The 22,876-nt window shown below is 68.0% G+C and carries 21 protein-coding genes and 1 pseudogene; 16 read left to right on the top strand and 6 right to left on the bottom strand.

The window, feature by feature from the left end; all coding sequences use genetic code 11:
* From RJ1_RS24795 to RJ1_RS24745, 11 genes and pseudogenes are all read left to right on the top strand, one after another.
* Positions 1-872, top strand: an 872-nt coding sequence (locus RJ1_RS24795) for an RNA-guided endonuclease InsQ/TnpB family protein (RefSeq protein WP_073364805.1), incomplete at its 5' end; no start/stop codon positions are given.
* 91 nt (positions 873-963) lie between these two features.
* Positions 964-1,659 (top strand): annotated as a pseudogene (locus RJ1_RS24790) (LLM class flavin-dependent oxidoreductase); the annotation flags it as partial.
* A gap of 110 nt (positions 1,660-1,769) precedes the next feature.
* Positions 1,770-2,786 (top strand): LacI family DNA-binding transcriptional regulator, encoded by a 1,017-nt coding sequence (locus tag RJ1_RS24785; protein WP_073364804.1) that lies wholly within the window; start codon positions 1,770-1,772, stop codon positions 2,784-2,786.
* A complete protein-coding gene (locus RJ1_RS24780; protein ID WP_073364803.1) occupies positions 2,787-3,791 on the top strand; it encodes a 2-hydroxyacid dehydrogenase in 1,005 nt (334 codons plus the stop codon).
* Positions 3,788-5,005 carry a D-mannonate dehydratase ManD gene (manD, locus tag RJ1_RS24775; RefSeq protein WP_073364802.1) on the top strand — a complete coding sequence of 406 codons (1,218 nt, stop codon included), beginning with the start codon at positions 3,788-3,790 and terminating at the stop codon, positions 5,003-5,005. Before RJ1_RS24780 ends, manD begins: the two co-directional genes overlap by 4 nt.
* A gap of 5 nt (positions 5,006-5,010) precedes the next feature.
* Positions 5,011-6,546 (top strand): mannitol dehydrogenase family protein, encoded by a 1,536-nt coding sequence (locus RJ1_RS24770; RefSeq protein WP_073364823.1) that lies wholly within the window; start codon positions 5,011-5,013, stop codon positions 6,544-6,546.
* 51 nt (positions 6,547-6,597) lie between these two features.
* A complete protein-coding gene (locus RJ1_RS24765; protein WP_073364801.1) occupies positions 6,598-7,977 on the top strand; it encodes an MFS transporter in 1,380 nt (459 codons plus the stop codon).
* On the top strand, positions 7,974-8,588 hold the full coding sequence (locus RJ1_RS24760; RefSeq protein ID WP_073364799.1) for a bifunctional 4-hydroxy-2-oxoglutarate aldolase/2-dehydro-3-deoxy-phosphogluconate aldolase: 615 nt from the start codon (positions 7,974-7,976) through the stop codon (positions 8,586-8,588). Before RJ1_RS24765 ends, RJ1_RS24760 begins: the two co-directional genes overlap by 4 nt.
* Entirely contained in the window at positions 8,588-9,526 is a 939-nt protein-coding gene (locus tag RJ1_RS24755; protein WP_073364798.1) for a sugar kinase, read from the top strand. The genes RJ1_RS24760 and RJ1_RS24755 overlap by 1 nt, the downstream gene beginning before the upstream one ends.
* Before the next feature lie 35 nt (positions 9,527-9,561).
* Positions 9,562-10,632, top strand: a complete 1,071-nt coding sequence (locus tag RJ1_RS24750) for an L-idonate 5-dehydrogenase (RefSeq protein ID WP_073364797.1) — start codon at positions 9,562-9,564, stop codon at positions 10,630-10,632.
* A gap of 90 nt (positions 10,633-10,722) precedes the next feature.
* Positions 10,723-11,721: an MDR family oxidoreductase gene (locus tag RJ1_RS24745; RefSeq protein WP_073364821.1), complete on the top strand. Its 999-nt coding sequence runs from the start codon at positions 10,723-10,725 to the stop codon at positions 11,719-11,721.
* 24 nt (positions 11,722-11,745) lie between these two features.
* Here the strand turns inward: RJ1_RS24745 and RJ1_RS24740 are convergent, their stop codons facing one another.
* From RJ1_RS24740 to RJ1_RS24725, 4 genes are read right to left on the bottom strand one after another with little or no spacing between them, the layout of a single operon-like run.
* Positions 11,746-14,967 carry an acetyl-CoA carboxylase family protein gene (locus RJ1_RS24740; RefSeq protein ID WP_073364796.1) on the bottom strand — a complete coding sequence of 1,074 codons (3,222 nt, stop codon included), beginning with the start codon at positions 14,965-14,967 and terminating at the stop codon, positions 11,746-11,748.
* The gene (locus RJ1_RS24735; protein WP_073364795.1) at positions 14,964-16,673 is read right to left on the bottom strand and encodes an AMP-binding protein; all 1,710 of its coding nucleotides are present in this window, start codon (positions 16,671-16,673) and stop codon (positions 14,964-14,966) included. Before RJ1_RS24735 ends, RJ1_RS24740 begins: the two co-directional genes overlap by 4 nt.
* Before the next feature lie 34 nt (positions 16,674-16,707).
* Positions 16,708-17,334, bottom strand: a complete 627-nt coding sequence (locus tag RJ1_RS24730; protein WP_073364794.1) for a TetR/AcrR family transcriptional regulator — start codon at positions 17,332-17,334, stop codon at positions 16,708-16,710.
* Positions 17,335-17,372: 38 nt separating this feature from the next.
* Positions 17,373-18,611, bottom strand: coding sequence for a cytochrome P450 (locus tag RJ1_RS24725; RefSeq protein WP_073364793.1), 1,239 nt, complete (start codon positions 18,609-18,611; stop codon positions 17,373-17,375).
* Positions 18,612-18,843: 232 nt separating this feature from the next.
* Between RJ1_RS24725 and RJ1_RS24720 the strand changes: the two genes are divergently transcribed.
* On the top strand, positions 18,844-19,428 hold the full coding sequence (locus RJ1_RS24720) for a TetR/AcrR family transcriptional regulator (RefSeq protein WP_240319904.1): 585 nt from the start codon (positions 18,844-18,846) through the stop codon (positions 19,426-19,428).
* Here the strand turns inward: RJ1_RS24720 and RJ1_RS24715 are convergent.
* A complete protein-coding gene (locus RJ1_RS24715; RefSeq protein WP_083400631.1) occupies positions 19,406-19,945 on the bottom strand; it encodes a nitroreductase family deazaflavin-dependent oxidoreductase in 540 nt (179 codons plus the stop codon). The genes RJ1_RS24720 and RJ1_RS24715 overlap by 23 nt on opposite strands.
* A 183-nt stretch (positions 19,946-20,128) precedes the next feature.
* Between RJ1_RS24715 and RJ1_RS24710 the strand changes: the two genes are divergently transcribed.
* A complete protein-coding gene (locus RJ1_RS24710) occupies positions 20,129-20,596 on the top strand; it encodes a DUF6069 family protein (RefSeq protein ID WP_073364791.1) in 468 nt (155 codons plus the stop codon).
* Here RJ1_RS24710 and RJ1_RS24705 read toward each other — a convergent pair.
* Complete coding sequence (locus RJ1_RS24705; RefSeq protein ID WP_073364790.1) at positions 20,593-21,243, bottom strand: TetR/AcrR family transcriptional regulator; 651 nt, start codon at positions 21,241-21,243, stop codon at positions 20,593-20,595. The two genes, RJ1_RS24710 and RJ1_RS24705, sit on opposite strands and share 4 nt — an antisense overlap.
* A 127-nt stretch (positions 21,244-21,370) precedes the next feature.
* On the opposite strand from RJ1_RS24705, the gene RJ1_RS24700 reads away from it, so the two are divergent.
* Genes RJ1_RS24700 through RJ1_RS24690 form a run of 3 tightly spaced genes read left to right on the top strand, consistent with a single transcriptional unit; the run spans position 21,371 to position 22,874 of the window.
* Positions 21,371-22,228 carry an oxygenase MpaB family protein gene (locus tag RJ1_RS24700; RefSeq protein ID WP_073364817.1) on the top strand — a complete coding sequence of 286 codons (858 nt, stop codon included), beginning with the start codon at positions 21,371-21,373 and terminating at the stop codon, positions 22,226-22,228.
* 20 nt (positions 22,229-22,248) lie between these two features.
* On the top strand, positions 22,249-22,497 hold the full coding sequence (locus RJ1_RS24695) for a type II toxin-antitoxin system Phd/YefM family antitoxin (protein WP_073364789.1): 249 nt from the start codon (positions 22,249-22,251) through the stop codon (positions 22,495-22,497).
* Positions 22,498-22,502: 5 nt separating this feature from the next.
* On the top strand, positions 22,503-22,874 hold the full coding sequence (locus RJ1_RS24690; RefSeq protein WP_240319905.1) for a type II toxin-antitoxin system VapC family toxin: 372 nt from the start codon (positions 22,503-22,505) through the stop codon (positions 22,872-22,874).
* The last annotated feature ends 2 nt before the right edge of the window (positions 22,875-22,876 follow it).

Below are 22,876 nucleotides of genomic sequence, written 5' to 3'. Positions count from 1 at the left end.
GGGCGTTCGACAGGTTCTGGCGCAAGCAGTCCCGCTACCCGCAGTTCAAGAGGAAGGACCACTCGAAGGATTCGGCGACCTACTACTCGAACTGCTTCACCTACCGCGGCGGGCAGATCCGGTTGGCCAAGCAGTCCGAACCCCTGGACATCCGGTGGTCGAGGCCGCTACCGGAGGGGGCGACACCGTCGCAGGTGACGGTGTCGCGGAATGCTCGTGGTCAGTTCCACATCTCGATTCTCGTCGAGGACACGATCGCCGAGCACCCGTCGACCGATGAGGTGGTCGGGCTCGATGCCGGGATCACGAGCCTGTACACGCTCTCGACGGGGGAGAAGATCACCAACCCGAGACATGAACGAAGGGACCGTGAGCGGCTGGCGAAGGCGCAGCGGGTGCTGGCCAAGAAGCAGAAGGGATCCCGTAACCGGGCCAAGGCCCGACTGAAGGTCGCGAAGATTCATGGCCGGATCGCCGATCGGCGTCGCGATTATCTGCACACACTCTCCACTCGGCTGGTGCGCGAAAATCAAGTGATCGCCATCGAGGATCTGAGTGTGCGGAACATGGTCAGGAATCGGTCGTTGTCTCGGGCGATCTCGGATGCGGGTTGGTCCGAGTTCCGGTCGATGCTCGAGTACAAGGCCGACTGGTACGGGCGGCGGGTGGTGGTGATCGACCGGTTCTGTCCGTCGTCGAAGACCTGCTCGGTGTGCGGGGAGGTCGCGTCGACGATGCCGCTGGACGTGCGGGTGTGGACGTGCCGATGCGGCGTCGTCCATGATCGGGATGTGAATGCGGCGAGGAATATTGTGGCCGTCGGACTGGCGGTGGCAGCCTGCGGAGATGGTGTGAGACCGCCCCGCACATAAAGTGTGGGGTGGCGACTGTCGGTGAAACAGGAACCTCGGGACGCGAGTCTCGAGGGGAACCTCGGTCGTTCACGGCCGAGAGGACGTCAAGCTCGAGGCGATGTATCCGGGCCGGATCGATCTGGGCGTCGGGCGGTCACTCGGATTCACCAAGCCGGTGCGCGACGCGTTGCGCCGCGACCGCAACGCTCCCGACACGTTCGCCGACGACCTCGACGAGGTGCGGAGCTACCTGGAGGGCAGGGCCGCGGTGACCGCCCGGCCGCAGGTGACGAGTCCACCGCCGATGTTCGTTCTCGCCACCCGCCGCGGGCTCGACGTCGCCGCGAAGGCCGGTCTGCCGGTGGTGGTCGGTGGGCCGATCCTCGGCGCCGCCGGCCGAGTCCCCGAACTCGACCGGTACCGCGAGGAGTTCGTCCCGTCCGCCGGAAATCGGTCGCCCTACGTGGTGATCTCGCTCGAGGTGATGATCGCCGAGGACGAGGATCGGGCCCGTGAACTGCTGCTTCCCGAGGCCTGGGCGCTGGCCCAATCGAGCCGGACGGGCGAGTTCCCGCCGCTCGAATCGGTCGCGGACATCGGCAACCAGGTGTGGACTCCGCGGTTGCGCGAACAGGTCGACACCTCGATCGCCACGTCGGTCCACGGCACCCCGGAGCAGGTGAGGGTCGCGCTCGACGGCCTGGCCGACCGCACCGGCGCGGACGAACTCCTGGCCTCGACGTCCACGTTCGATCGCGACGCATTGTTCGAATCCGATCGGCACTTGTCGCTGCTGTATCCCTGATCGGTGCGGTGACAACGCGTCTGCAAGTATTGCGCAACTTGTTGACAAGCTTGCGCAAGCTGTGGATAGTGTGTGTTGTCAGTCACAACGAACAGCGAGGCGGTAGCACCGTGGCACCCACCTTGACCGAGGTCGCACAACGCGCAGGGGTCTCCCTGTCCACCGCATCGCGGGCATTCAGTGCCCCGGACCGGATCGGACCGGACACCCTCGCGAGGATCATCGCGGTCGCCGACGAGATCGGCTACCGGGCCGCGTCACCGACACGGACCGATGCCGTGCGACCGACCGCCACCACCGTCGCTGTCGTGGTGCCCGACATCGGGCACACCGTGTTCGCGAGCTTCGTGAAGGCAGCGCAGGCTCAGGGCTGGCACCGGCGCCAGACCGTGCTCCTCACCGACACGGACGGCAGCGCCGATCGCGAGCGTGAGGTTCTCGGCGAGTTGCAGGGCCGGGTCGACGCGCTCGTCGTCTGCGCCCCCCGACTGCCCGCGTCCGACATCGTGCAACTCGCCGGCGACACCCCGCTGGTGCTCGTCAACCGGTCCTCGCCCGAATGCGATTGCATCGTGGCAGATTCCGAGGACGGACTTCGCCAGACCATCGACTACCTCGTCGCCCTCGGGCACGAACACCTCGCGTACGTCCAGGGCTCGCCGCAGTCCTGGTCGAACCAGCGCCGCGTCGCCGCGGTCGAAGACTTCTGCAAGTCCCGCGACATGCGGCTGAGCCTGCTCGGCTGGCAGCAGGAGACCCTTGCGGGCGGTCATGCCGCGGCCGCGAGCGTGATCGCGACCGGTGCGAGCGCCGTGATCACACACAACGATCCGATGGCGATCGGCGTGATGAACGGCGTCCGCGCGATGGGCTTCTCGGTCCCGGACGACCTGAGCGTCATCGGCATCGACGACTCACCGCTGGCCGAACTCGCCAACCCCGCGCTCACGAGCGTCAACGTGCCCATGGCGCGAGCCGGCGTGCTGAGTCTCGACCTGGTGTACCAGCGTGCGAGCGAACCGGACTCCGACGTCCGCGAAATCCATCTCCCCACCCAACTCGTCGTCCGCGCATCGGCCGGCCCGGCGCACGATCGAGTGTTTCGCCCCGGAAAAGAGAGCCGCTAGATGAAAATCGTCGTTGCCGACAGCAACCTCACTCCCCACCGATCCCGCCTCGACGACGCCGTCCCCGCCGACGCGCAACTGTCCTGGCACGGCAGCTTCGACGAAGCGGCCCTGACCGAAGATCTGCGCGACGCCGACGTCTACGTCGGAGGAAAATTCACACCGGTCATGGCGTCGGCCGCGGAAAAGCTGCGGCTGGTACACGTCGCCGGAGCCGGCACCGACAACATCGCATTCGACGCGCTCGCACCGGACGTGCTGGTGGCGAACACCTTCCATCACGAGAATTCGATCGCCGAGTACGTCGTGGCGGCCGCGGTGATGCTCCGGCGCGGCTTCCTCGCTCAGGACACGGCCCTGCGGCGCGGGGTGTGGGCGACGTCGGTCTACGACGACCGCCTGTCTCAGTCGAACTCGCTGCAGGGTGCCCGAGTGGGCTTCGTGGGCTTCGGGCACATCGGCACGACCACCTGGAATCTGTTCCGCGCCTTCGGCGCAACCGGAGCGGCCGTGACCGGACGCGGCACCGTCGACGCCGCGAGTGCAGGGCTGGAGTGGGCCGCCGACGTGTCCCGACTCGAACGCCTGCTCGCCGAATCCGATGTGGTCGTGGTCTCCGCCCCACTCGACGACCGGACGCGGGGGATGATCGGCGCGGCAGAACTGCGCGCACTCGGCAGCGGCGGTGTGCTCGTGAACGTCGGGCGCGGTCCCCTCGTCCAGGAACAGGCCCTGTTCGACGCACTGTCCTCGTCGACCATCGCTGCTGCGGCCATCGACGTCTGGTACCACTACCCGGGACCCGACGGTCGAGGCACCCCCAGCGCGCTGCCGTTCTCCGAACTCCCCAACATCATGATGACACCGCATTCTTCCGGGGTGTCGCGGCAGACGTTTCTCGGCCGCGTCGACGACATCGCCGACAACATCACTCGACTCGCGCGCGGAGAACAATTGCGGAACGTCGTCGCTCCCGCCGTCGGATCGAAAGGATCCCGAGCATGACCGACAAGATCATCGCCGCGGACGTGCTGATCTGCAGCCCCACCCGCAACTTCGTCACCCTCAAGATCACCACCGCCGACGGCGTCGTCGGATACGGTGACGCGACGCTCAACGGCCGCGAACTGTCCGTCGCATCGTATCTCCGAGATCACGTCGCCCCGTTGCTGATCGGGCGTGATGCGTCACGGATCGAGGACACCTGGCAGTACCTCTACCGCGGGGTGTACTGGCGCCGCGGGCCGGTCACCATGGCCGCGATCGGGGCCGTCGACGTCGCGCTCTGGGACATCAAGGGCAAGACCCTCGGCCAACCCGTCTACCAGCTGCTGGGCGGCGCGGTGCGTGACCGCGTCCTGTCGTACACCCACGCGACGGGGTGGGACGCGCCCGCTCTGCTCGACTCCGTCGACGCCACGCGCGAGAGGGGCTTTCAAGCTATTCGCGTGCAGTCCGGGGTCCCCGGTCTGGAGTCGGTGTACGGCGTGCACCAGGGGGCGTCGGGATACGAACCCGCCAGCCGCGGCGCCCTTCCCGTGGAGGAAGTGTGGGACACCGACGCGTACCTCAATCACGCACCCCGGATCCTCGAGACCGTGCGCGAGCACGTCGGCCCCGACCTCAAGTTGCTCCACGACGCCCACCATCGACTCACACCGCAGCAGGCTGCGCGGCTGGGGAAGTCGGTGGAACACGTGAATCTGTTCTGGCTCGAGGACGTCACGCCGGCCGAGAACCAGGATGCGCTGCGTCTGGTGCGCAACCACACCACGACACCCTTGGCGATCGGCGAAGTCTTCAACACGATCTGGGACTGCCAGCACCTGATCACCGAACAACTGATCGACTTCATCCGCGTGGCCATCGTCCACGCCGGCGGAATCAGCCACGTCCGCAAGATCTTCGCGCTCGCCGAGGTGTATCAGGTGCGTGGCGGTCCGCACGGCCCGTCGGACGTCTCGCCGATCTCCCTGGGCGCGAGCCTGCACCTCGGACTGGCGACGCCGAACTTCGGAATCCAGGAGTACATGGGTTACGACCCGCTGGTCAGCGAGGTCTTCCCGCACGCGTGGTCCTTCGCGGACGGTCACCTCACCCCGGGTGACGTACCGGGTGTCGGAGTGACGATGAATGAGGAACTCGCGGCGAAGTACCCCTACGAACAGGCCTACCTCCCGGTCGCCCGGCGCCGCGACGGCTCCATGACGGATTGGTGACGAGCATGACCGAACACTCCCTCTCACGCCGAAATGTTCCTGCCGCGGCATTGATTCACCGGCGGGTGCCGGACGGCACCGGAATCGTGCACCTGGGGCTCGGCAACTTCCACCGCGCCCACCAGGCCGTCTACACGGCGCTGGCGATGGAACGCGAACCCGGACCGTGGGGAATCCTCGGTGTCGCGAGCCGCTCGCGCACCGTCGCCGACACCATGACGGCGCAGGACCTCCTCTACAGCGTCGTCGAGATCTCGCCCGGCGGATCCCGCGTCAGTGTTCCCGGTTCGCATACCGGAACCCTGGTGGCCGAACAGGATCCGGAGCCCGTCGTCTTCGCGATCGCCGACCCGGCGACGAAGATCGTGACGATCACGGTGACCGAACACGGCTACACCGTGTCCCCGGAGACCGGATCCCTCGACCTCGTCTCCGACGCCGTCCGCCGGGACCTCGCCGAGGCGCGGACGCCCCGCACCACGATCGGACAGATCGCCCGCGGACTGGCCCTGCGGGCGAGCACGCACGGCGCTCCCGTCACCATCCTCAGCTGCGACAACCTGCTCGCCAACGGCCGCCAGACCGAACGGCTGGTGCGCGAATTCGTCGGCACGTTCCCGGCACCGGCCCGCGACGAGACACTGACCTGGATGGATTCGTCGGTCACGTTCCCCAACTCGATGGTGGACCGTATCGTGCCCTCCGGTTCGGACCGGTACAACGAGACGGCACTGACCCACCTCGGGGTGCGGGACACGATCGCCGTCCCCGCCGAACCATTCACGATGTGGGTCATGGAGGAGAACTTCGCCGCCGGTCGTCCCGCGTGGGAGCACGGCGGCGCGCTCTTCACCGACGACGTCGAGCCGTACGAACTGATGAAGGTCCGGTTGCTCAACGGAACGCACTCGCTCATCGCCTACCTCGGCGCACTCGACGGACGCGCCACCATCCCCGAGTCCGTGGCGCAGCCGTTCGTCGAGGACGCGGCGCGCCGGATCCTGTGCGACGAATACCTGCCGACGGTGACCGTTCCCGAATCGGTGGACACGGACGACTACATCCGGCAACTCTTCTCGCGGTGGTCCAATACCGCTCTGGGGCATCGCACCTCGCAGGTCGGCTCCGACGGATCGGTCAAACTCGCGCAGCGCATCCCGATCCCCGCACTCGAACACCTCGGCCGGGGTGACGTCCCGCACTACCTGGCTCTGACTGTGGCGGCGTACCTCGCCTGCATCGCCCCACTGCCCGGATTCGATCCCGGCCCCCACGCACGATCCATGACCGACCCCGCTCGACCGCGCCTGGCAGGAATGGCCGACAATGCCACGTCCACAACAGAATTCGTTCGCTCCGTGTTCCTCCACGGAGGCCTGTTTCCCAGCACTCTCGCGTCACACACCGAGTTCGTCTCGCGGATCGCCGACTTCCTCGACATCATCGTCCGCCACGGACCGGCAGTCGCCGCCGGCGAAGCGTCCGACCCGGTCCCGGAGTTCGGGACCACCGCTCCGCTGCAGTCCAGAGCGACCATCTGACACTCTCACCCCCCTGCCCGGAATTTCCGGGAACCACCAATGGAGGAATCCATGGACACTACACTCGACCCCACGGTGAACCCGAAAACACCCGGCCGCGCAGGCGGCACACCCCAGGCAGACCCGTCCGCGGTCCGCCGGGCGGCGTGGGCGGGACTCATCGGCACCACGCTCGAACAGTACGACTTCGTCATCTACGGCACCGCGTCGGCGCTGATCTTCAACACCCTCTTCTTCCCGAACATCTCACCCGCCGCCGGCATCCTCGCGAGCTTCAGCGCCTACGCCGTCGGGTTCCTCGCCCGGCCGCTCGGCGGCCTGTTCTTCTCGCGTTACGGAGAGCGTCTCGGCCGCAAGTGGGTGCTCGTCGCGACGCTGATGCTGATGGGCGGCGCGACACTGGGGATCGGGCTGCTGCCGACCTACAGCCAGGTGGGGCTGCTCGCCCCCGCTCTCCTCGTCGCGTGCCGATTCTTCCAGGGCTTCGGCGCGGGAGCCGAACAGTCCGGTGGTGCAACCCTTCTGACGGAGACCGCGCAGATAGGCAGGCGAGGCCGCCTCGCCGCCCTGGTGATGACCGGAGCCGCGCTGGGCACGGCCCTCGGCGCAGTCGCGTGGATCGCCGCGCAGCTCCTGCCGGAAGAGCAGCTCATGTCCTGGGGTTGGCGTCTCGTCTTCATCAGCAGTCTGCTCGTCACCGTCGCCGCATTCATCATCCGTCGCAAGCTCAACGAGAGCCCGGTGTTCCAGGAACTGAAGGAGCAGCACCACGTTCCGAAGACACCCGTCAAGGAGATCTTCGCGAACGGGAAGAAGCCGCTGTTCATCGTCATGTTCATGACCATCGGCATCAGCGCGCAGTCGTACACCTACCAGGTCTTCATGGCGTCGTACCTCAAGAACGACGTGCACGTCGATCCCACGTTCATTCCCAAGGTGCTCCTGGTCGGCGCCATCTGCGGCGGAATCGCCGCGTACGGCTTCGGTCGTCTGTCGGATCGGGTGGGCCGCAAGCCGGTGTACATCTCGATCGTGATCGCCCTCATCATCCTGCCCGTGCCGACCTTCCTGGCCCTGAACACCGGCTCCCACCTGTTGATCACCATGGCGATGATCGTCGGCTTCATCCTGGCCTGCCAGGGCGCGGTCGGCGTCACGATGAGCTACTTTCCGGAGATCTTCGGCTCCCGCTACCGCTACGCCGGCGTCACTCTCGGACGTGAATTCGCCTCGATCTTCGGCGGCGGAGTGGCACCACTGATCTGTGCCGCCCTCGTCACCGCCTTCTCCGGCTCCTGGATCCCCGTGGCGGTCTACATGATCGTGATGGCCGTGACCGTTCTGATCGCCTCGACGATGGCACCGGAAACCCGCGACCGCGACCTCACGCTGGCCGCCAACGCCACCGACCGTGAGGTGACGGCGGCATGACCTCCTCCGTCATCGCGGTTCTCCGTGCCGCACATGCCGATCTGTACGCCCCGGTGGTGAACGTCCTCGCCGAGAACGGCGTGCGTGCCGTCGAGCTGACGATGAGCACGCCGGGAACCCTCGAGTCCCTCGGCGCGATCCGAGAGGGTGCGCCCGACGGCGTCGAGATCGGCGTCGGAACGATCACCACCGTCGACCAGGCGCGCGCCGCACTCGACCTGGGTGCCGACTTCCTCGTGACCCCGACGACCGACCTCGACGTCATCGCCACCGCCGTCCGTGCGGGAATCCCCATCTACCCGGGCGGACTCACCCCGACCGAGCTGTGGAACGGATGGAACGCGGGCGCGACCGCCGTGAAGCTGTTCCCGGCGTCGGTCGTCGGGCCGGCGTACATCGGGCACCTGCGCGGACCGTTCCCCGACATCCAGGTGGTCCCCTCGGGTGGGGTGGGAATCGAGGGCGTCCCCGCATGGATCGCGGCCGGCGCGGCCGCCGTCAGCCTCGGTGGTCCCCTGATCGGCGACGCACTCCGCGGCGGCGACCTCGGGCAGCTCGCCGAACGATGCCGACGCCTCGGCGACGTCGTTGCCGGGCTGGCGGTCGCGTGATGACGGTGCTGACCCTCGGCGAGACGATGGCTCTCACCCGGGCGGTGGACACCGGGGCGCTCGCCCACACGTCGACGCTCCATCTGGGAATCGGCGGCGCAGAAACGAATTTCGCGATCGCACTGCGACGACTCGGTGTCGACGTCACCTGGATCGGACGCGTCGGCCGGGACAGCCTGGGCGACCTGATCGAACGTGAACTCCGGGCCGAGGGAATCGCCGCCGACATCATCCGCGACCCGGATGCGCCGACCGGACTGATGGTGAAGGAACGGCGAACCGCCACCGCCACCCGCGTCTGGTACTACCGGACCGGCAGCGCCGGATCGCGGCTCGCGACGTCGGACGTCGCCGACGACCGCCTCCGCTCGGCGTCCCTGCTGCACGTCACCGGCATCACGCCCGCCCTCTCCGACACGGCCAGGAAGACCACCCTGCACTGCGTCGAACGGGCACGCGCACTGGGCATTCCGGTGTCGTTCGATCTCAACTACCGTCGCGCGCTGTGGTCCCCGGCGGAAGCGGGACCGGTCTTCCGTGAGCTGATCGAACTGTCGGACATCGTCTTCGCGGGTGAGGAGGAGGCCGCGATCGCAGTGGGGGAGGGCACTCCCGCCGAACTCGTCGCCCGCATCCGCGATCTCGGCCCCCGCGACAGCGTCCTGAAACTGGGCGAGCAGGGGTGCCTCGCACTCATCGACGGAGAGACGTTCTCCCTTCCCGCCGTGCCCGTGACCGCGGTCGACTCCGTCGGGGCCGGAGACGGATTCGTCGCCGGCTACATCGCCGAACGACTCGCCGGAGAATCACCCCTCGACAGGCTGAAGACCGCGGTGACGGTCGGGGCATTCGCGTGCACCGTGTCCGGTGACTGGGAGGGCATGCCCCGACGAGACGAACTCGGCCTCCTCACCACCGCCGAACCCGTCACCCGATGACACGCTCCGATCTCCGACAGAAGTGGACTTCACCGATGAACACCACCCAGACCACCGGCACGGACACCGCCGAGGTTCCGACGCACGCGCAGGCGGTCGTCGCCCATGGTGCGAACGACCTGCGCGTCGAGGACGTGCCGATCGCGGCACCGAAACCGGACGAAGCGGTGATCCGCATCGCCTACGGCGGAATCTGCGGATCCGATCTCCACTACTGGCAGCACGGTGCGGCGGGCGAGTCGATTCTCCGCGCACCGATGCGGCTCGGGCACGAGGCGTCCGGCACCGTTCTGATCGGTGCGACGGACGGAAGCGGACCCGCCGTCGGCACTCCCGTCACCATCCATCCGGCGACACCCGGCGGCGACACCAGCAAGTACCCGGCGGATCGCCCCAACATTTCCCCCGGCTGCACCTACCTGGGCAGTGCGGCGCACTTTCCGCACGCGGACGGGTTGTTCGTCAGCCATGTCGCCGTCCCGACCCGCATGCTCCGGGTTCTGCCCGACGGGCTCGACCTTCGTCTCGCCTCGCTGGCCGAACCGGCGAGCGTGGCCTGGCACGCCGTCGCGCGCGCAGGAGAGGTGACGGGCCGGTCGGTCCTGGTCATCGGTGCGGGACCCATCGGCGCGCTCGTGGTGGCGGTACTGAAGCGAGCCGGTGCCGGGCGGATCACGGCGGTCGACATGCACGAATACCCGCTGACCATCGCGCGTGAAGTCGGTGCCGATCGCACACTCACGGCCACCGACGCCGACGCGATCGCCGCGGTCGGAGCAGACGTCACCATCGAATGCTCCGGTAACCCTCGCGGCCTGGCGTCGGCGATCCACGGAACGGCGCGCGGCGGCCGCGTCGTCATGGTCGGACTGCTCCCGTCCGGTGATCAGCCGATACCCGTGTCGATCGCGATCACCCGGGAACTGGACCTGATCGGCTCGTTCCGGTTCAACGACGAGATCGACGAGGTCGTGGCCGCGCTCGCCGACGGCTCACTGGTGGTCGATCCGATCGTCACCGCCGAATACGGCGTCGCGGACGCGCTCACCGCCTTTGCGCTGGCCAAGGATGCGTCGTCGTCGAGCAAGGTCCTCCTCCGGTTCTGACCCGCGAAGATCCTCGCCCCGGCATCCTCGACGCGGCACGGCTGTCGCATGATGGACTCGACGCACCCCCGAGGTCAGGAGAGCAAGCTGATGAAGGAATTCACCGCCTGGATCGCTCGCGAGAACGAGGGAGCCATCGGCCTCTCTCAGGAGACGGTCGACGAATCGTTCCTGCCGCAGGGCGAGGTCACGATTCAGGTCGAGTACTCCAGCGTGAACTTCAAGGATGCTTTGGCGCTCACCCCGAAGGGCGGGGTGGTGCGCGAATACCCCATCGTGCCCGGCATCGACATCGCGGGCACGGTCGTCGAGTCGCAGTCGCCGGAGTTCGCGGTCGGTGACACGGTCGTCGCTCACGGCTACGACATCGGCACCGCCCGCCACGGCGGGTACGCGCAGTTCGCGCGCGTTCCGGCCGACTGGGTGGTGAAACTCGACGGCATGTCCACCCGCACCGCCGCGGCGATCGGGACCGCCGGCTTCACGGCCGCGATGAGCGTGGAGGCACTGCTGTCCCACGGCGTCGAACCGGGCAACGGTCCGGTGCTCGTGACCGGTGCCAGCGGCGGCGTCGGAACCGTTGCCGTGGATCTGCTGTCGGCCGCGGGCTTCGAGGTGGTCGCGTCCAGCGGAAAGCCGGAGAAGGCGCAACTGCTCACCGAACTGGGCGCGAGCGCCGTGATCGGACGTCTCCCGGAGCCGGACACGAAACCGCGTCCCCTCGGCAAGGCGCAGTGGGCCGCCGCCGTGGACTGCGTCGGCGGCGCCACCCTCGCGCACGTGCTCAGCACCATCGAATACGGCGGCGCCGTGGCAGCGAGCGGACTGACCGGCGGACCGAAGCTCGACACCACGGTCCTGCCGTTCATCCTGCGCGGTGTCAGCCTGCTCGGGATCGACTCCGTGCAGTACCCGATCGAACAGCGTCGCCGGCTGTGGGGCCGTCTCGCGTCCGACCTCGCGCCCACCCGCCTCGAGTCGATCACGCACGACGTCCCGATCGCCGACGTCGTGTCGGTGATCGACGAGGTCCGTGGCGGTACCTACTCGGGCCGGGCCGTGGTGGGCGTCGCCCCCGTGAGTACTTAGTAACGTCCCGCGGTTAACAAGTACTCACGGGCGCCGGAGGCGCACGATCCAGGCACGGGTATCGGCGGGATCGATCACGTCGTCGAGTTCGAAGATCGTCGCCGCGTTGAGTGCCTTCCCGTGCTGGTAGGCGGCGTCGACGAGTTCCGCGAACGCCGCGTCCCGTTCGGCCGGATTGCCGAGGGCCTCGAGTTCCTTCCGGAACCCGAGGCGCACCGCGCCTTCGAGACCCATGGCCCCGATCTCGCCGGTCGGCCACGCGACCGTGAACTCGGAGGCGTGGAAAGACCCACCCGCCATGGCCATGGCGCCGAGGCCGTAGCCCTTGCGCAGGATGACGGTGCCGTAGGGCACCGTCATCCGCGCGCCCGCGATGAACAGCGTGCTGAACCGCCGGACCGTGGCCTCCTTCTCCGAATCGGGACCGACCATGAATCCCGGTGTGTCGCACAGCGAGACGACGGGTAGCCCGAACGACTCGCACAGCTCCAGGAAATGGGCCATCTTGTCTGCTGCGACAGCGTCGATTGCGCCGCCGAGGTGGTGGCTGCTGTTCGCGACGAGTCCGTACGGCGCTCCCTCCACCCGGACGAGTGCGGTGACGATGCCGACGCCGTGGTCTCGGCGCAGTTCGAGGATCGAGCCGACATCGGCGATGGATTCCACCGCACTGCGCACGTCGTAGGCGCGCAACCGGTTCTCCGGGACGACGTGGCGGGCCAGCCTCTCGTCGGGGGCTTCCCACTCGGTGAGCGGCCCCTGGAAGTACGACAGGTACTTCTTCGCCAGCTCGACGGCGTGCGCCTCGTCCCGGGCGACCAGATCGATGACGCCGTTGCGCCGCTGCACGTCGACGGGACCGATGTCTTCCGGCCGGTACACGCCCAGCCCGCCGCCCTCCACCATCGCGGGCCCGCCCATCCCGATGTTCGCGTCGGGGGTGGCGATGAGGACGTCGCAGACGCCGGCCAGGGCGGCGTTGCCCGCGAAGCAGCGGCCGGACACGATCGACACCAGCGGCACCTTGCCGTTCAGCGCCGCCAGCGACCGAAAGGTGTTCAGGTCCAGGCCTGCTGCCGGTCCGGCGTCGGTGTCGCCGGGACGTCCGCCGCCACCCTCGGCGAACAGGACGACCGGAACCTGCTTGCGGCCGGCGAGTTCGATCACCCGGTCCGTCTTCGCGTGGTTGCGCATGCCCTGGGTTCCGGCGAGCACGGTGTAGTCGTACGACAGCACCACCGTCTGGGAATCGTGCGGACCGAAGACGTCGCCGTTGACGGTGGCGAGCCCGGCGACGAGACCGTCGGCCGGGGTGTTCTCGATCAGGTCCTGCTCGGAGCGACGGCTGCGCTGCGCGGCGAGAACCAGGGGCCCGTATTCGACGAAGCTGCCGGGGTCGACCAGATCGTCGATGTTCGCCCGCGCACTGCGCCGGCCGAGCTTCGTCCGCTTCGCGATCGCGGCGGGACGGGCGGCATCGAGTGTGATCTCGTGCCGCTGCCGGATCTCCGCGAGGTCGGCGCGCTCACGATCCAGATCGGTTGCGCTGTCGGCGGCACCGCCGGCCTCGGATCCGGTGCGGCGGATCACGACCAGCGGATCGCCGGCGTTCACGGTCTGCCCGCGGGACACCAGATTCCGCTCGACCACCGCGCCCGCGGGTGCCGCGATCACGTGCTGCATCTTCATCGCCTCGAGCACCACGAGCTGGGCGCCCGACTCCACGGCGGAACCCTCCGTGGCCGACTCGACGACGGTCCCGGCCATCTGCGCGCGGAGCACGTCCTCGCCGGCCCGCAACTCGAGCGCCTCCGACGCCACCTCCGCGGGGTGGGCCGTGTACGCGGCATCGACGAGGGCGCCCATCCGTTCGGCGAGATGGTCGGTGCCGACGACGCCGTCGGCGAAACCGGGATCGGTCAGGATTGCCCGGAGGAATCCGATGTTGGTGGGGACGCCCTCGATGACGAACTCGGCGAGCGCCGCCTCCGCCTTGCGGGCGGCGGCCGGGAACGACGCGCCGCGCGAGTGGACGATCACCTTCGCCAGGAGGGAGTCGTACCGCGGGCTCGGCGACAGTCCCGGCCGGCCGTAGGTGTCCACCCGCACACCGGGACCCGTCGGCGGGGAGAACACGGACAGGGTGCCCGCGGCGGGGACGGCCTGACCGTCGGGGTGCATCGTCTCCATGTTCACCCGGGCCTGGATTGCGATTCCGCGTGCGGCAGCGGGCGTGCCCGACGTGTCGAGTCCGACGGCGCTGACGCCGCCCGGCAGCGACAGATCCCCGTAGTCGGCTCCCCGGGCGATGTCGATCTGCACGGCGACGAGGTCGACCCCCGTCACCTCCTCGGTGACGGTGTGTTCCACCTGGATCCGGGGATTCACTTCCAGGAAGACGAAACCGTTCCGGGACACCAGGAATTCGACGGTGGCGAGTCCCCGATATCCGACGCTCGCGCACAGCCGGGTGGCGGCCTCGTGCAGTTCGCTGCGCAGGACCGGGTCGAGCCCCTGCGCGGGTGCGATCTCGACGAGTTTCTGGTGGCGGCGCTGCACGCTGCAGTCGCGGTCGCCGACGGCCAGAGCCCGCGTCGTGCCCGCCTGCGGGGCCGCGACCACCTGCACCTCGATGTGCCTTGCCCCCGTGAGGAGTTCCTCGGCGAACAGTGCCGGGTTGCCGAACCCGAGTTGGGCTTCGGACGCGCACAGCCGGTACGCCTCGTCCACCTGCTCCGCGCGGCGGACGGCCCGGATTCCGCGCCCGCCGCCGCCTGCGAGGGCCTTGATCATGATGCCGCGCGGGTGATCCGCGAAGAACGCGCGGATGCCGTCCACGTCGGTGGGACCGTTCGTGGCCGCGAGCACGGGCACCTTCGCGGCCACCGCGGCGTCGCGGGCCGACGACTTGTCGCCGAAGATGTCGAGCACCTCGGGGCTCGGACCCACGAAGGCCAGTCCGGCCTCCGCGCAGGCACGGGCGAAATCGGCGTTTTCGCTGAGGAATCCGTAACCGGGATGCACCGCCGTGGCGCCGAACTCGGCGGCGGCGTCGAGCATGGCGCGGGAGTCCAGGTACGCGGAGGGGCCCGAACCGGTGAGCGCGACCGCCTCCGTCGCCGCGCGCACGTGCGGACTGTCTGCGTCGTCCTCCGCGTAGACGGCGACGGTGTCGACCGACATCTCCTCGGCGGAGCGGATGATGCGCAGCGCGATCTCGCCGCGATTGGCGACCAGCAGGGTCACTTGTACTCCTCGGCCAGGGCGAACAGGTCGGCCTTGCGGACCTTCCCCGTCGCCGTCATGGGTAGGGCGTCGAGCACCTCGACGGTGGGCACCTTGTAGGTGGCCATGTTCTGGGCGGCCCACTCCCGCAGTTCCGCACCCGACACCTGACGGTCGGGCAGCAGCTGCACGAACGCGAACGGCACCTGCCCCTTGCCGGGATCGGGCTTGGGGACCACCGCGGCCGACTGAATCGCCGGATGCAGCATGAGCAGCGCCTCCACCTCCGAGGGGAACACGCTCATCCCGTTGGTCTTGATCATCTCCTTGTTGCGGGCCAGATAATGCAGTGCGCCTTTGCCGTTCAGTTTGCCGACGTCGCCGGTCTGGAGCCATCCGTCGCGGAGCGCGGCAGCGGTGGCGTCGGGTTTGCCGTAGTAGCCGGTGAGCAGCGACGGACTGCGGACGATGATCTGCCCGGGTTGTCCCACCGGCACGGGCGCCCCGTCGTCGTCGACGATCAACACGTCGGTGCCCGGAACCGGCAGTCCGCAGAACACGGGTTCGCTGAGCAGGTCCTCGTCGTCGGTCTGGAAGCCGAGCGTGATGGTGTCGGCGGTGTGCGTCTCCGTCATGCCGTAGCTCGCCTCCCGCAGCACGTGTCCGGTGGCCTCGCGCCAGCGGCCGCGAATCGCGGGGTCGAGTTTGAGCACGAACGACACGGCCATGGCGTTGTCCAGGGTGGAGAAGTCGCGGCGGGTGAAACCCGGCAGATCCATCAGTTCCACGTAGTTGTCGACCGTGCCCACCATCGACGTCACACCACGACTTTCGACGAGGGTCGCCGCGGCTTCCGGATCCCACCGGGTGAGGAGTACGACGGTGCCGCCGTTGATCAGCGGATACAGGATGCCGAAGTCCTCGCCGGCGATCCAGAAGATAGGCAGGAATCCGAGGACCACCGGGGGAGCCTCGCTCACCCGCCGGCCACCGGCCAGTGTCGCGGTGGCGGCGGTGTAGACCATGTGGGCCTGAGTGTGTTCGCAGCCCTTCGGCATCTCGGTGGTGCCGCCGGTGTAGTTCAGCGCCGCCAGTGCGTCGGGATCCATCGGAATCGGATCGGCGCGAGGAGATTCCATGATCTCCGCCCAGTCGGTGAGCGCGGACGCGCGAGGGAACGGCGGCGTGACGCTGGGTTCGGCCGGCAGCAGGTCCGAGAGGGCGGTGACCGCGACGTGTCGCAGCGCCGTCTCGCCGCGCACGGATTCGACCATGGCGGCGAAGGAATCCTGGGTCAGCAGGATCTCCACGCCGGCGTCGCCGAGTTCGTACGTGAGTTCGTGCTCCCGGAACAACGGGTTGATCGGGACGTGCACGGCGCCGATCTTCAGGATCCCCAGCATGGCGATGTGGAACTGCGGGCAGTTGGCCAGGTGGACGCCGACGCGGTCGCCGGCGGACGCGCCCCGCTGCAGGAGCCAGCCGGCGAAGCGGTCCGAGAGTTCGTCGAGTTCGGCGTAGGTGATGGCGCGGCCGTAGAAGTCGATCGCGACGGTGCGCGGTCGTTCCGTCGCCCAGTGCCGCAGATAGTCGACGACGGTGCGGCCCTCGATCGGGTACTCGACGGTCCGCGGTACCTGCGGTGGCCACGCGGCGTCCTGGAGTCGTCGTATCCCGGCGAGGGCCGATTCCAGTGCCGTGTGGTCGCTCGAAGGTGAAATGGGCATACCGAACTCCCGATTCTGTGCGGATGTGTCCTTGTCAGGCGAAGCCGATGAGTCTTTCGGAGATGGCGGTCAGGTCGGCGGTGTACCGGCGCTGTTCCCGGGCCGTCGCGTCGACCAGTCGGGCCGCGCCGGCGAGTTGGGCGTCGGCGAGGGTCTGCGCGATCCGGGCGGGCGGCGCGCACGGTGTGACGTCGCAGGTGTCGTTGATGCGCTCGATGAACCGCGTGTAGCGGCGGATGAGCCGCGTCTGCACGGTGGTCCAGCTTCGGCCGACCTCGGGGTCGAGCCGGGCGCGGTGCCTGATCAGTTCGAGAACGCGCCCGTTGGCGTACACCGCCTCGACGAACGCTTTCGTGGTGGTGCGCAGCACCTCTCTCAGGTCCTCGCTCGCCGGTCCCTCCACGTGCTGCGACGCGAGGAATTCCTCGCAGACATCGGCGGCGACGGCATGGAACACCTCCTCCTTCGACGAGAAGTAGGCGTAGAACGTCGCCCGCGACACCTCGGCCTCGGTGGTGATCACCTCGACCGTCGTCCGGTCGTACCCGAGTTCCGCGAAGCAGGTACTCGCGGCGCGGAGCAGTTCGCGGCGGCGGGGACCGTCGTTGTCCTTACGCGCCGACCGAGCCCGCTCCTGAGCCTCGCTTGTGGTCACGGTCACAGTATGTGTTGATATTGACGTCAATGTCAATGTCGATGTCAATCGGTGGGGCTCGTCTCCCGGATGCGGAGCGGGAGTGAGCGGTGGCGGCGCACGAGCAGGCTGGGGACCCACACGGTCTCGGCGTCGTCGGCGAGGGCGAAGTGGTCGGTGCGCGCGAGCAGCGTGGTGGTGGCGGCGAGTGCCTCCATGCGGGCGAGCGCCGATCCGACGCAGAAGTGGACGCCCCTGCCGAAGGCGAGGTGCGAACGGATGTGCGGCCGGTCCAGCACGATGTCGTCCGGATTCTCGAATGCGGCCGGATCCCGGTTTGCCGCGCCCCACATCAGGAGCAGGTGGCTACCCGCGGGCAGGTCGACGCCGCCGAGGGTGGTGTCGGTGACCACGTGACGGTGATGCGCCCGGAACGGCGATTCGAGACGCAGCGCCTCGTCGAGAAACGCGTCGACGAGCGCGGGTTGCCGCCGGAGTCGGTTCTGCACTCCGGGATGGGTGGCAAGAAGGTGGGCTGCATTGGCGATCAGGCCCGCGGTCGATTCGCCGCCGGCGCCGACCAACTGGAGGAGGACGAGTACCGCCACGTCCTCGGGGAGCTCTCCGGCATTGCAGGCGTTCGCGAGTACACCCAGGAGGTCCTCCCGAGGATGCGACCTCGCACGCACGAGTTCGGCCCGCAGATAGGCGGCCAATTCGGTCACGGAGACGAGGAGGGGGCCGAGGCGATCCGCGTCGACGATCCCGCCGAGCATCTCCGTGCTGTCGTAGGCCCAGGTGAGTAGTTGCGGTACGTCCCGCTCGGGCAGCCCGATGAGACGCGCAACCATCGTCAGCGGCAGTCGGTCGGCCACCTCGGACGCCCAGTCGATCCGGCCGTCTCGCAGCCCCTCGTCCCACAGGGTGTCGACGAGCGAGTGCACGGCCGGGGTCAGCACGCGGATGCGCCGGCCGAGCGTGGGCAGGACGAGCTTGCGATGGTGCAGGTGAGCCGGGTCGTCGGCGGTGGCCAGCACGTGCACGGCCTGACCCCCACCGTCCATGTCGAACGTCGTGGGCGGCCCCTCCCGCTGCTGCACCAGCACGCCGGTGAGGTTCGAGGAGAAGTCGTCGGTGCGGTTCGCGGCCTCGGTCACCAGGTCCCACGTCGACACCAGGAAGAAGTCGGTGCCGGTGACGCGATGGACGGGCGAGTGCTCGCGGAGCATCCGGTAGAGCTCGTTCGGTTCGTCGAGGTGGGCCGGATCGAAGATGTCGATTCCGTGGGTCGGGGAATGGGTCATCGAAGACTCCTTGCTGGCGAGAACCTGTTACAGGTAGCCACGGTTCGCGATGCAGGGGAGCGCTGTCAAGAGTCGGAAGAAAAGTGAGATTCCGCTGTTCAGGACGCTGGTCTTCCCGTGTCTCGGCGCGCGCCGATCGGCAACCGTCTGTGCTGATCACGGGTCCGTGAACCGAGACATGTTCTAGAATTTTTCAGGAATTCGTCTCACGACGAGACAAAGCGAAGACGACGTGTCGAACGGTGGAGCGGTGGGCGAGGAACACGTGGACTGGTTGACCGGAGGCAGTCGGCGGGTGCTCGCGGTCGAGAGAATTCACGCCGCCGCGGCCGACCTCATCCGCGAACAGGGAATCGACGGGGTGGATGTCGACCAGGTCGCCGCGCGTGCTGGGTGCTCACGCGCCACGCTCTACCGGTATGTCGGGGGCAAGCGGGCGCTCGTCGAGGCCGTGATGTCCCGCGCCGCCGACGCCGTGGCGGAACGCATCGAGCAGGCGCTGGAGCCGTTCGAGAACTCGCAGCGGATCGTCGAGGCGATACTCGCGGCGGTGGTGGAGATCCGCGCGGAGCCGGCCCTGGTGCGGTGGTTGACCGGGGCGCATCGCAGGCGCACGGACGAGTACCTGGCCCGCGCACCCGAACTCGGCCGGGTGGCGATCTCACTGACCCGCATCGCGCCCGACGAGGAGGCCGCGGGATGGATCGTGCGCGTCGTCCTGGTCCTGTTGACCTGGCCGTTGCCCGACGCGACCGCGGAGCGTCGCGCCGTCGAGCGCTTCGTGGAGCCGGTCTTCAGGATTCGCGAGTCGTCGTAGCCGATCCGGTGGGTTCCAGCACGAAGAGCCGGAATTCGCGTCCGCCGGACCGTCGATGCTCCATGAGGTAGCCGGGCCAGTAGTCGACCACCAGCTTCCAGAGGTTCTCGCGTTCGTCGCCGGTGGCCATGTGCACGCGCATCCGCGACTCGTGGGACCCGCCCTTGACGAGTGCTTCGTCGGCGGCGCGCAGGTTCGCCGACCAGGCCGGGTGCTCGGGACGTCCCCAGTTGGAACCGGTGACGATGTATCCGTCGCCGTAGGGAATGCAGAGCAGGGCCGTCGTCCTCGGGGTGCCGCTCTTGCGGCCGGGGACCGTCACCTGCAGAGACTGCAGTCCGCCGATGCCGACGAGGCTCACCCGGTTGCCGGTCCAGGCGCGCAGGTGCGACTCCAGCCAGATGATCACCGGTGCCATTCGCATCATCCACTCGCGGGTGCCGAGCCAGCGCGCGAGAATGCGGAGTGGGTTGCGGAGCCGCCGCGATCGGGGAGGCGTCGAGGGGGCTGCGTTCATAGCCGTCATCATCCCTCAGGTTGCCGATCGGGACCGACCGCGATGAGTTTTCGGGTCCTCTCGGGTCTACCTGTCAGGTCTCACCGAAAAGACCTCGATTTCAAGCCTTGACCCAAACAATGGTTGAGGTTGCAGGATCGGTCAGTAGCAATTCGAAGTCCACTCGACAGGGGAGTAACGAACATGTCCAGCACTGGAACCACGATTTCTGCAACCACGACCTCACGCCTCAACCCGGCGACGCTCGAACTGAGCCGCCCCTGGGCGATCGCCGCGACAGCGATCGGCGCGCTCGTCCCCAACCTGGTGATCTGGTTGCTGGGGCTGGCCGCCGGCGGTTCGTTCGAGATGACGGATGCCGGTAAGACCAGCAGTGTGGCGCCCGGCGGTGTCGTCATCCTGACGGTCGTTCCGATACTGCTCGGGATGACACTGTCCGCGTTGATCTCGCTGAAATGGGTGGCCGTCATCCGGCCGGCCGAAGTGATCGGAGCTCTGCTGCCGCTCGCGACGATCGCCCTCACCATTCAGGCCGACTTCGACACCGCCAGCACCGTCGCGCTCTCCGTCATGCACGTGGTGGTGGCCGCGGCAGTTGTCGCCGGTCTGGAAGCGATGCGGCGACCGCTGGTGCGTGCCGCCCACGTCTAAGGCGTGCTGTTCACCGGCGCATGCGCCTCGATGGTGAGTGCGATGTGCTCGACGATCCGCTTCTGCGAGATCTTCGGGCTACCGGTGAGCCAGCGCTGATACAGAAAGGCGATGGCCCCGAACAAGGCGATCGCATTGAGCTGGGTGTTGACGGCGTCGCGGGGTGCGTCGTCGACACCCAGCATTTTCAGTGCCGCGGCCATCGGGGTGGTGAACTCGGACACCAGTTGTTCGCCGCGCTGAGCCAGTTCCGGCACGGACTGCGACTCGACGAACATGATGCGTCCACGCCGCCGGTCCTGGGCGATGTAGCCGGTGAATGCTTTCACGACGTGGCGGACGAGTTTCCCCGGATCGGCCGGAGCTGATTCCAGGGCGCCGAGCAGGGTGTCCCGGGCGCCCAGGACGACGTGGTCGAGGAGTGCGACGAGCAGGGCCTCCCGGTTGTCGAAACTCTCGTAGAAGTAGCGCTCGGTGAGACCCGCCTGACGGCAGGTCGCCCGCATCGTCGTCGCCGCGGTTCCCTCGGTTCCCATGATCTGCAGGCCGGCCTCGATCAGTGCCGCACGCCTCGCCGCACGGCGGTCGTCCGGCTCCTGGCCACGCCATTTGCGGGGCGCACCACGAGTGTTCTCGCTGTCGGTCATCCGACCATCGTCGCACCGATCCCGGTAACGATCGGGGCGCCCTCGCCACCTCGCTGTTGACATCATGTGATGTCAACAGTCATCCTGAATGCACCAGTCCCCGATCGAATCGCATCAGGAGATCGCCATGACCACCACCGAGCTTCCGTCCCAACGCCATTCGGCTCTGGTGCCACTCGGGCCGGACTCGCTGACGTGGCACCGATTCGGTGACTGGCGAACCGCGCTGCTCATCTCGTGGTCGGGCACGCTCCAGGTGATGCATCCCGTCATCGACACCGCCCTCGTGCAGCACTCGGCGGTCTTCGACAACGAGATGGCCCGGCTGGCCCGTTCCGCGGGGCCCATCATCCGCGCGCTCTACGACCCGACCGGCGCGGAGGCCCAGATGATCCGGGACATGCACAAGGACATCAAGGGCACAACAGACGACGGTCGGCGGTACCACGCGCTGAACCCCGGCCCGTATTTCTGGGCGCATGCCACGTTCCTGGCCACCCAGTACGTGGTCGCCGAGTACTTCGGTGAACCGCTCAGCCGGTCCGAGAAGGAGCAGCTGTATCAGGAGTCGAAGCAGTGGTACGCGCTCTACGGGGTGTCGGCCACCAACCTGCCCGGGACGTACGACGATTTCGTGGACTACTGGAACGAGATGGTCGGCACGGTGCTCATGAAGACCGAGACGGTGCGCCGGTCGCGGTTGCTCAACGGGCTGCCGACCCCGTCACCCGACGACCGCATTCCCGCGGTGGTGTGGCGGGTCATCGGTCCGGGCCTCGGACGGTTGCTCGTGTGGATTGCCCGGGGAACACTGCCTCCCGCAGCCCGGGACACGCTCGGCTGGGACTGGTCCGCGAACGACGAACGCAGGCTTCGCCGATTCGGTGCGGCCGTGCGGATCGGTTTCCGGTTCCTTCCCGAGCGGTGGCGGCTGACTCCGATCGCGCGCAAGGCGTGCGACGGCATGGTGGACAGCTCGAAGTAGCATTAGTGCTACCCTGGGGTATGGAGAGCTTGGGGTTGAAGGAACTGCGCCAGCACGCCAGTGACTACGTCAAACGTGCTGAAGCTGGGGAGACGATGCTGATCACGGTCGCCGGCCGACCGAGCGCGATCCTGGGCCCGGCCGGGCGGAAGACGTGGTGTTCCTTCGATGAGGTCGCCGACGTCTTTCAGACAGACACCGATCCGACGTGGGAGGCCGACCGCGGCCTGATCGACGACCCGATCGTTGACCCGTGGGCCCCGCGGTGAGAACGGTGCTCGATACGAGCATCCTGATCGCGAGCGATGTCCCGCCCATCGACGGGGAGATCGCGATCAGTGCTGTGAGCCTGGCGGAACTGCACTTCGGACTCCTGGTCGCGACCACCGCGGAACAGCGAGCTCTGCGGTTACAGCGCCTGATCGCCGTGGAACGCAAGTTCGAACCCTTACCCGTCGACGCCGGTGTCGCTCGAAGTTACGGGCAGTTGGCCGCGGCTGTGCGAGCGTACGGCCGCAAACCTCAGCCCAGAGCCCTCGATCTGATGATCGCCGCCACCGCGCACGCGAACAACGCCCGACTCCTCACCCGCAACGCGGACGATCTGCGCGGCATCGAACACCTGCTGGATGTCGACACCCTCTGAGG

The organism is Rhodococcus jostii NBRC 16295, from assembly GCF_001894825.1.
In the GTDB taxonomy this organism is placed as follows: Bacteria; Actinomycetota; Actinomycetes; order Mycobacteriales; family Mycobacteriaceae; genus Rhodococcus_F; species Rhodococcus_F jostii.
The sequence above is the reverse complement of the archived record's forward strand: the minus strand, read 5'-3'. Positions and strand labels throughout refer to the sequence as shown.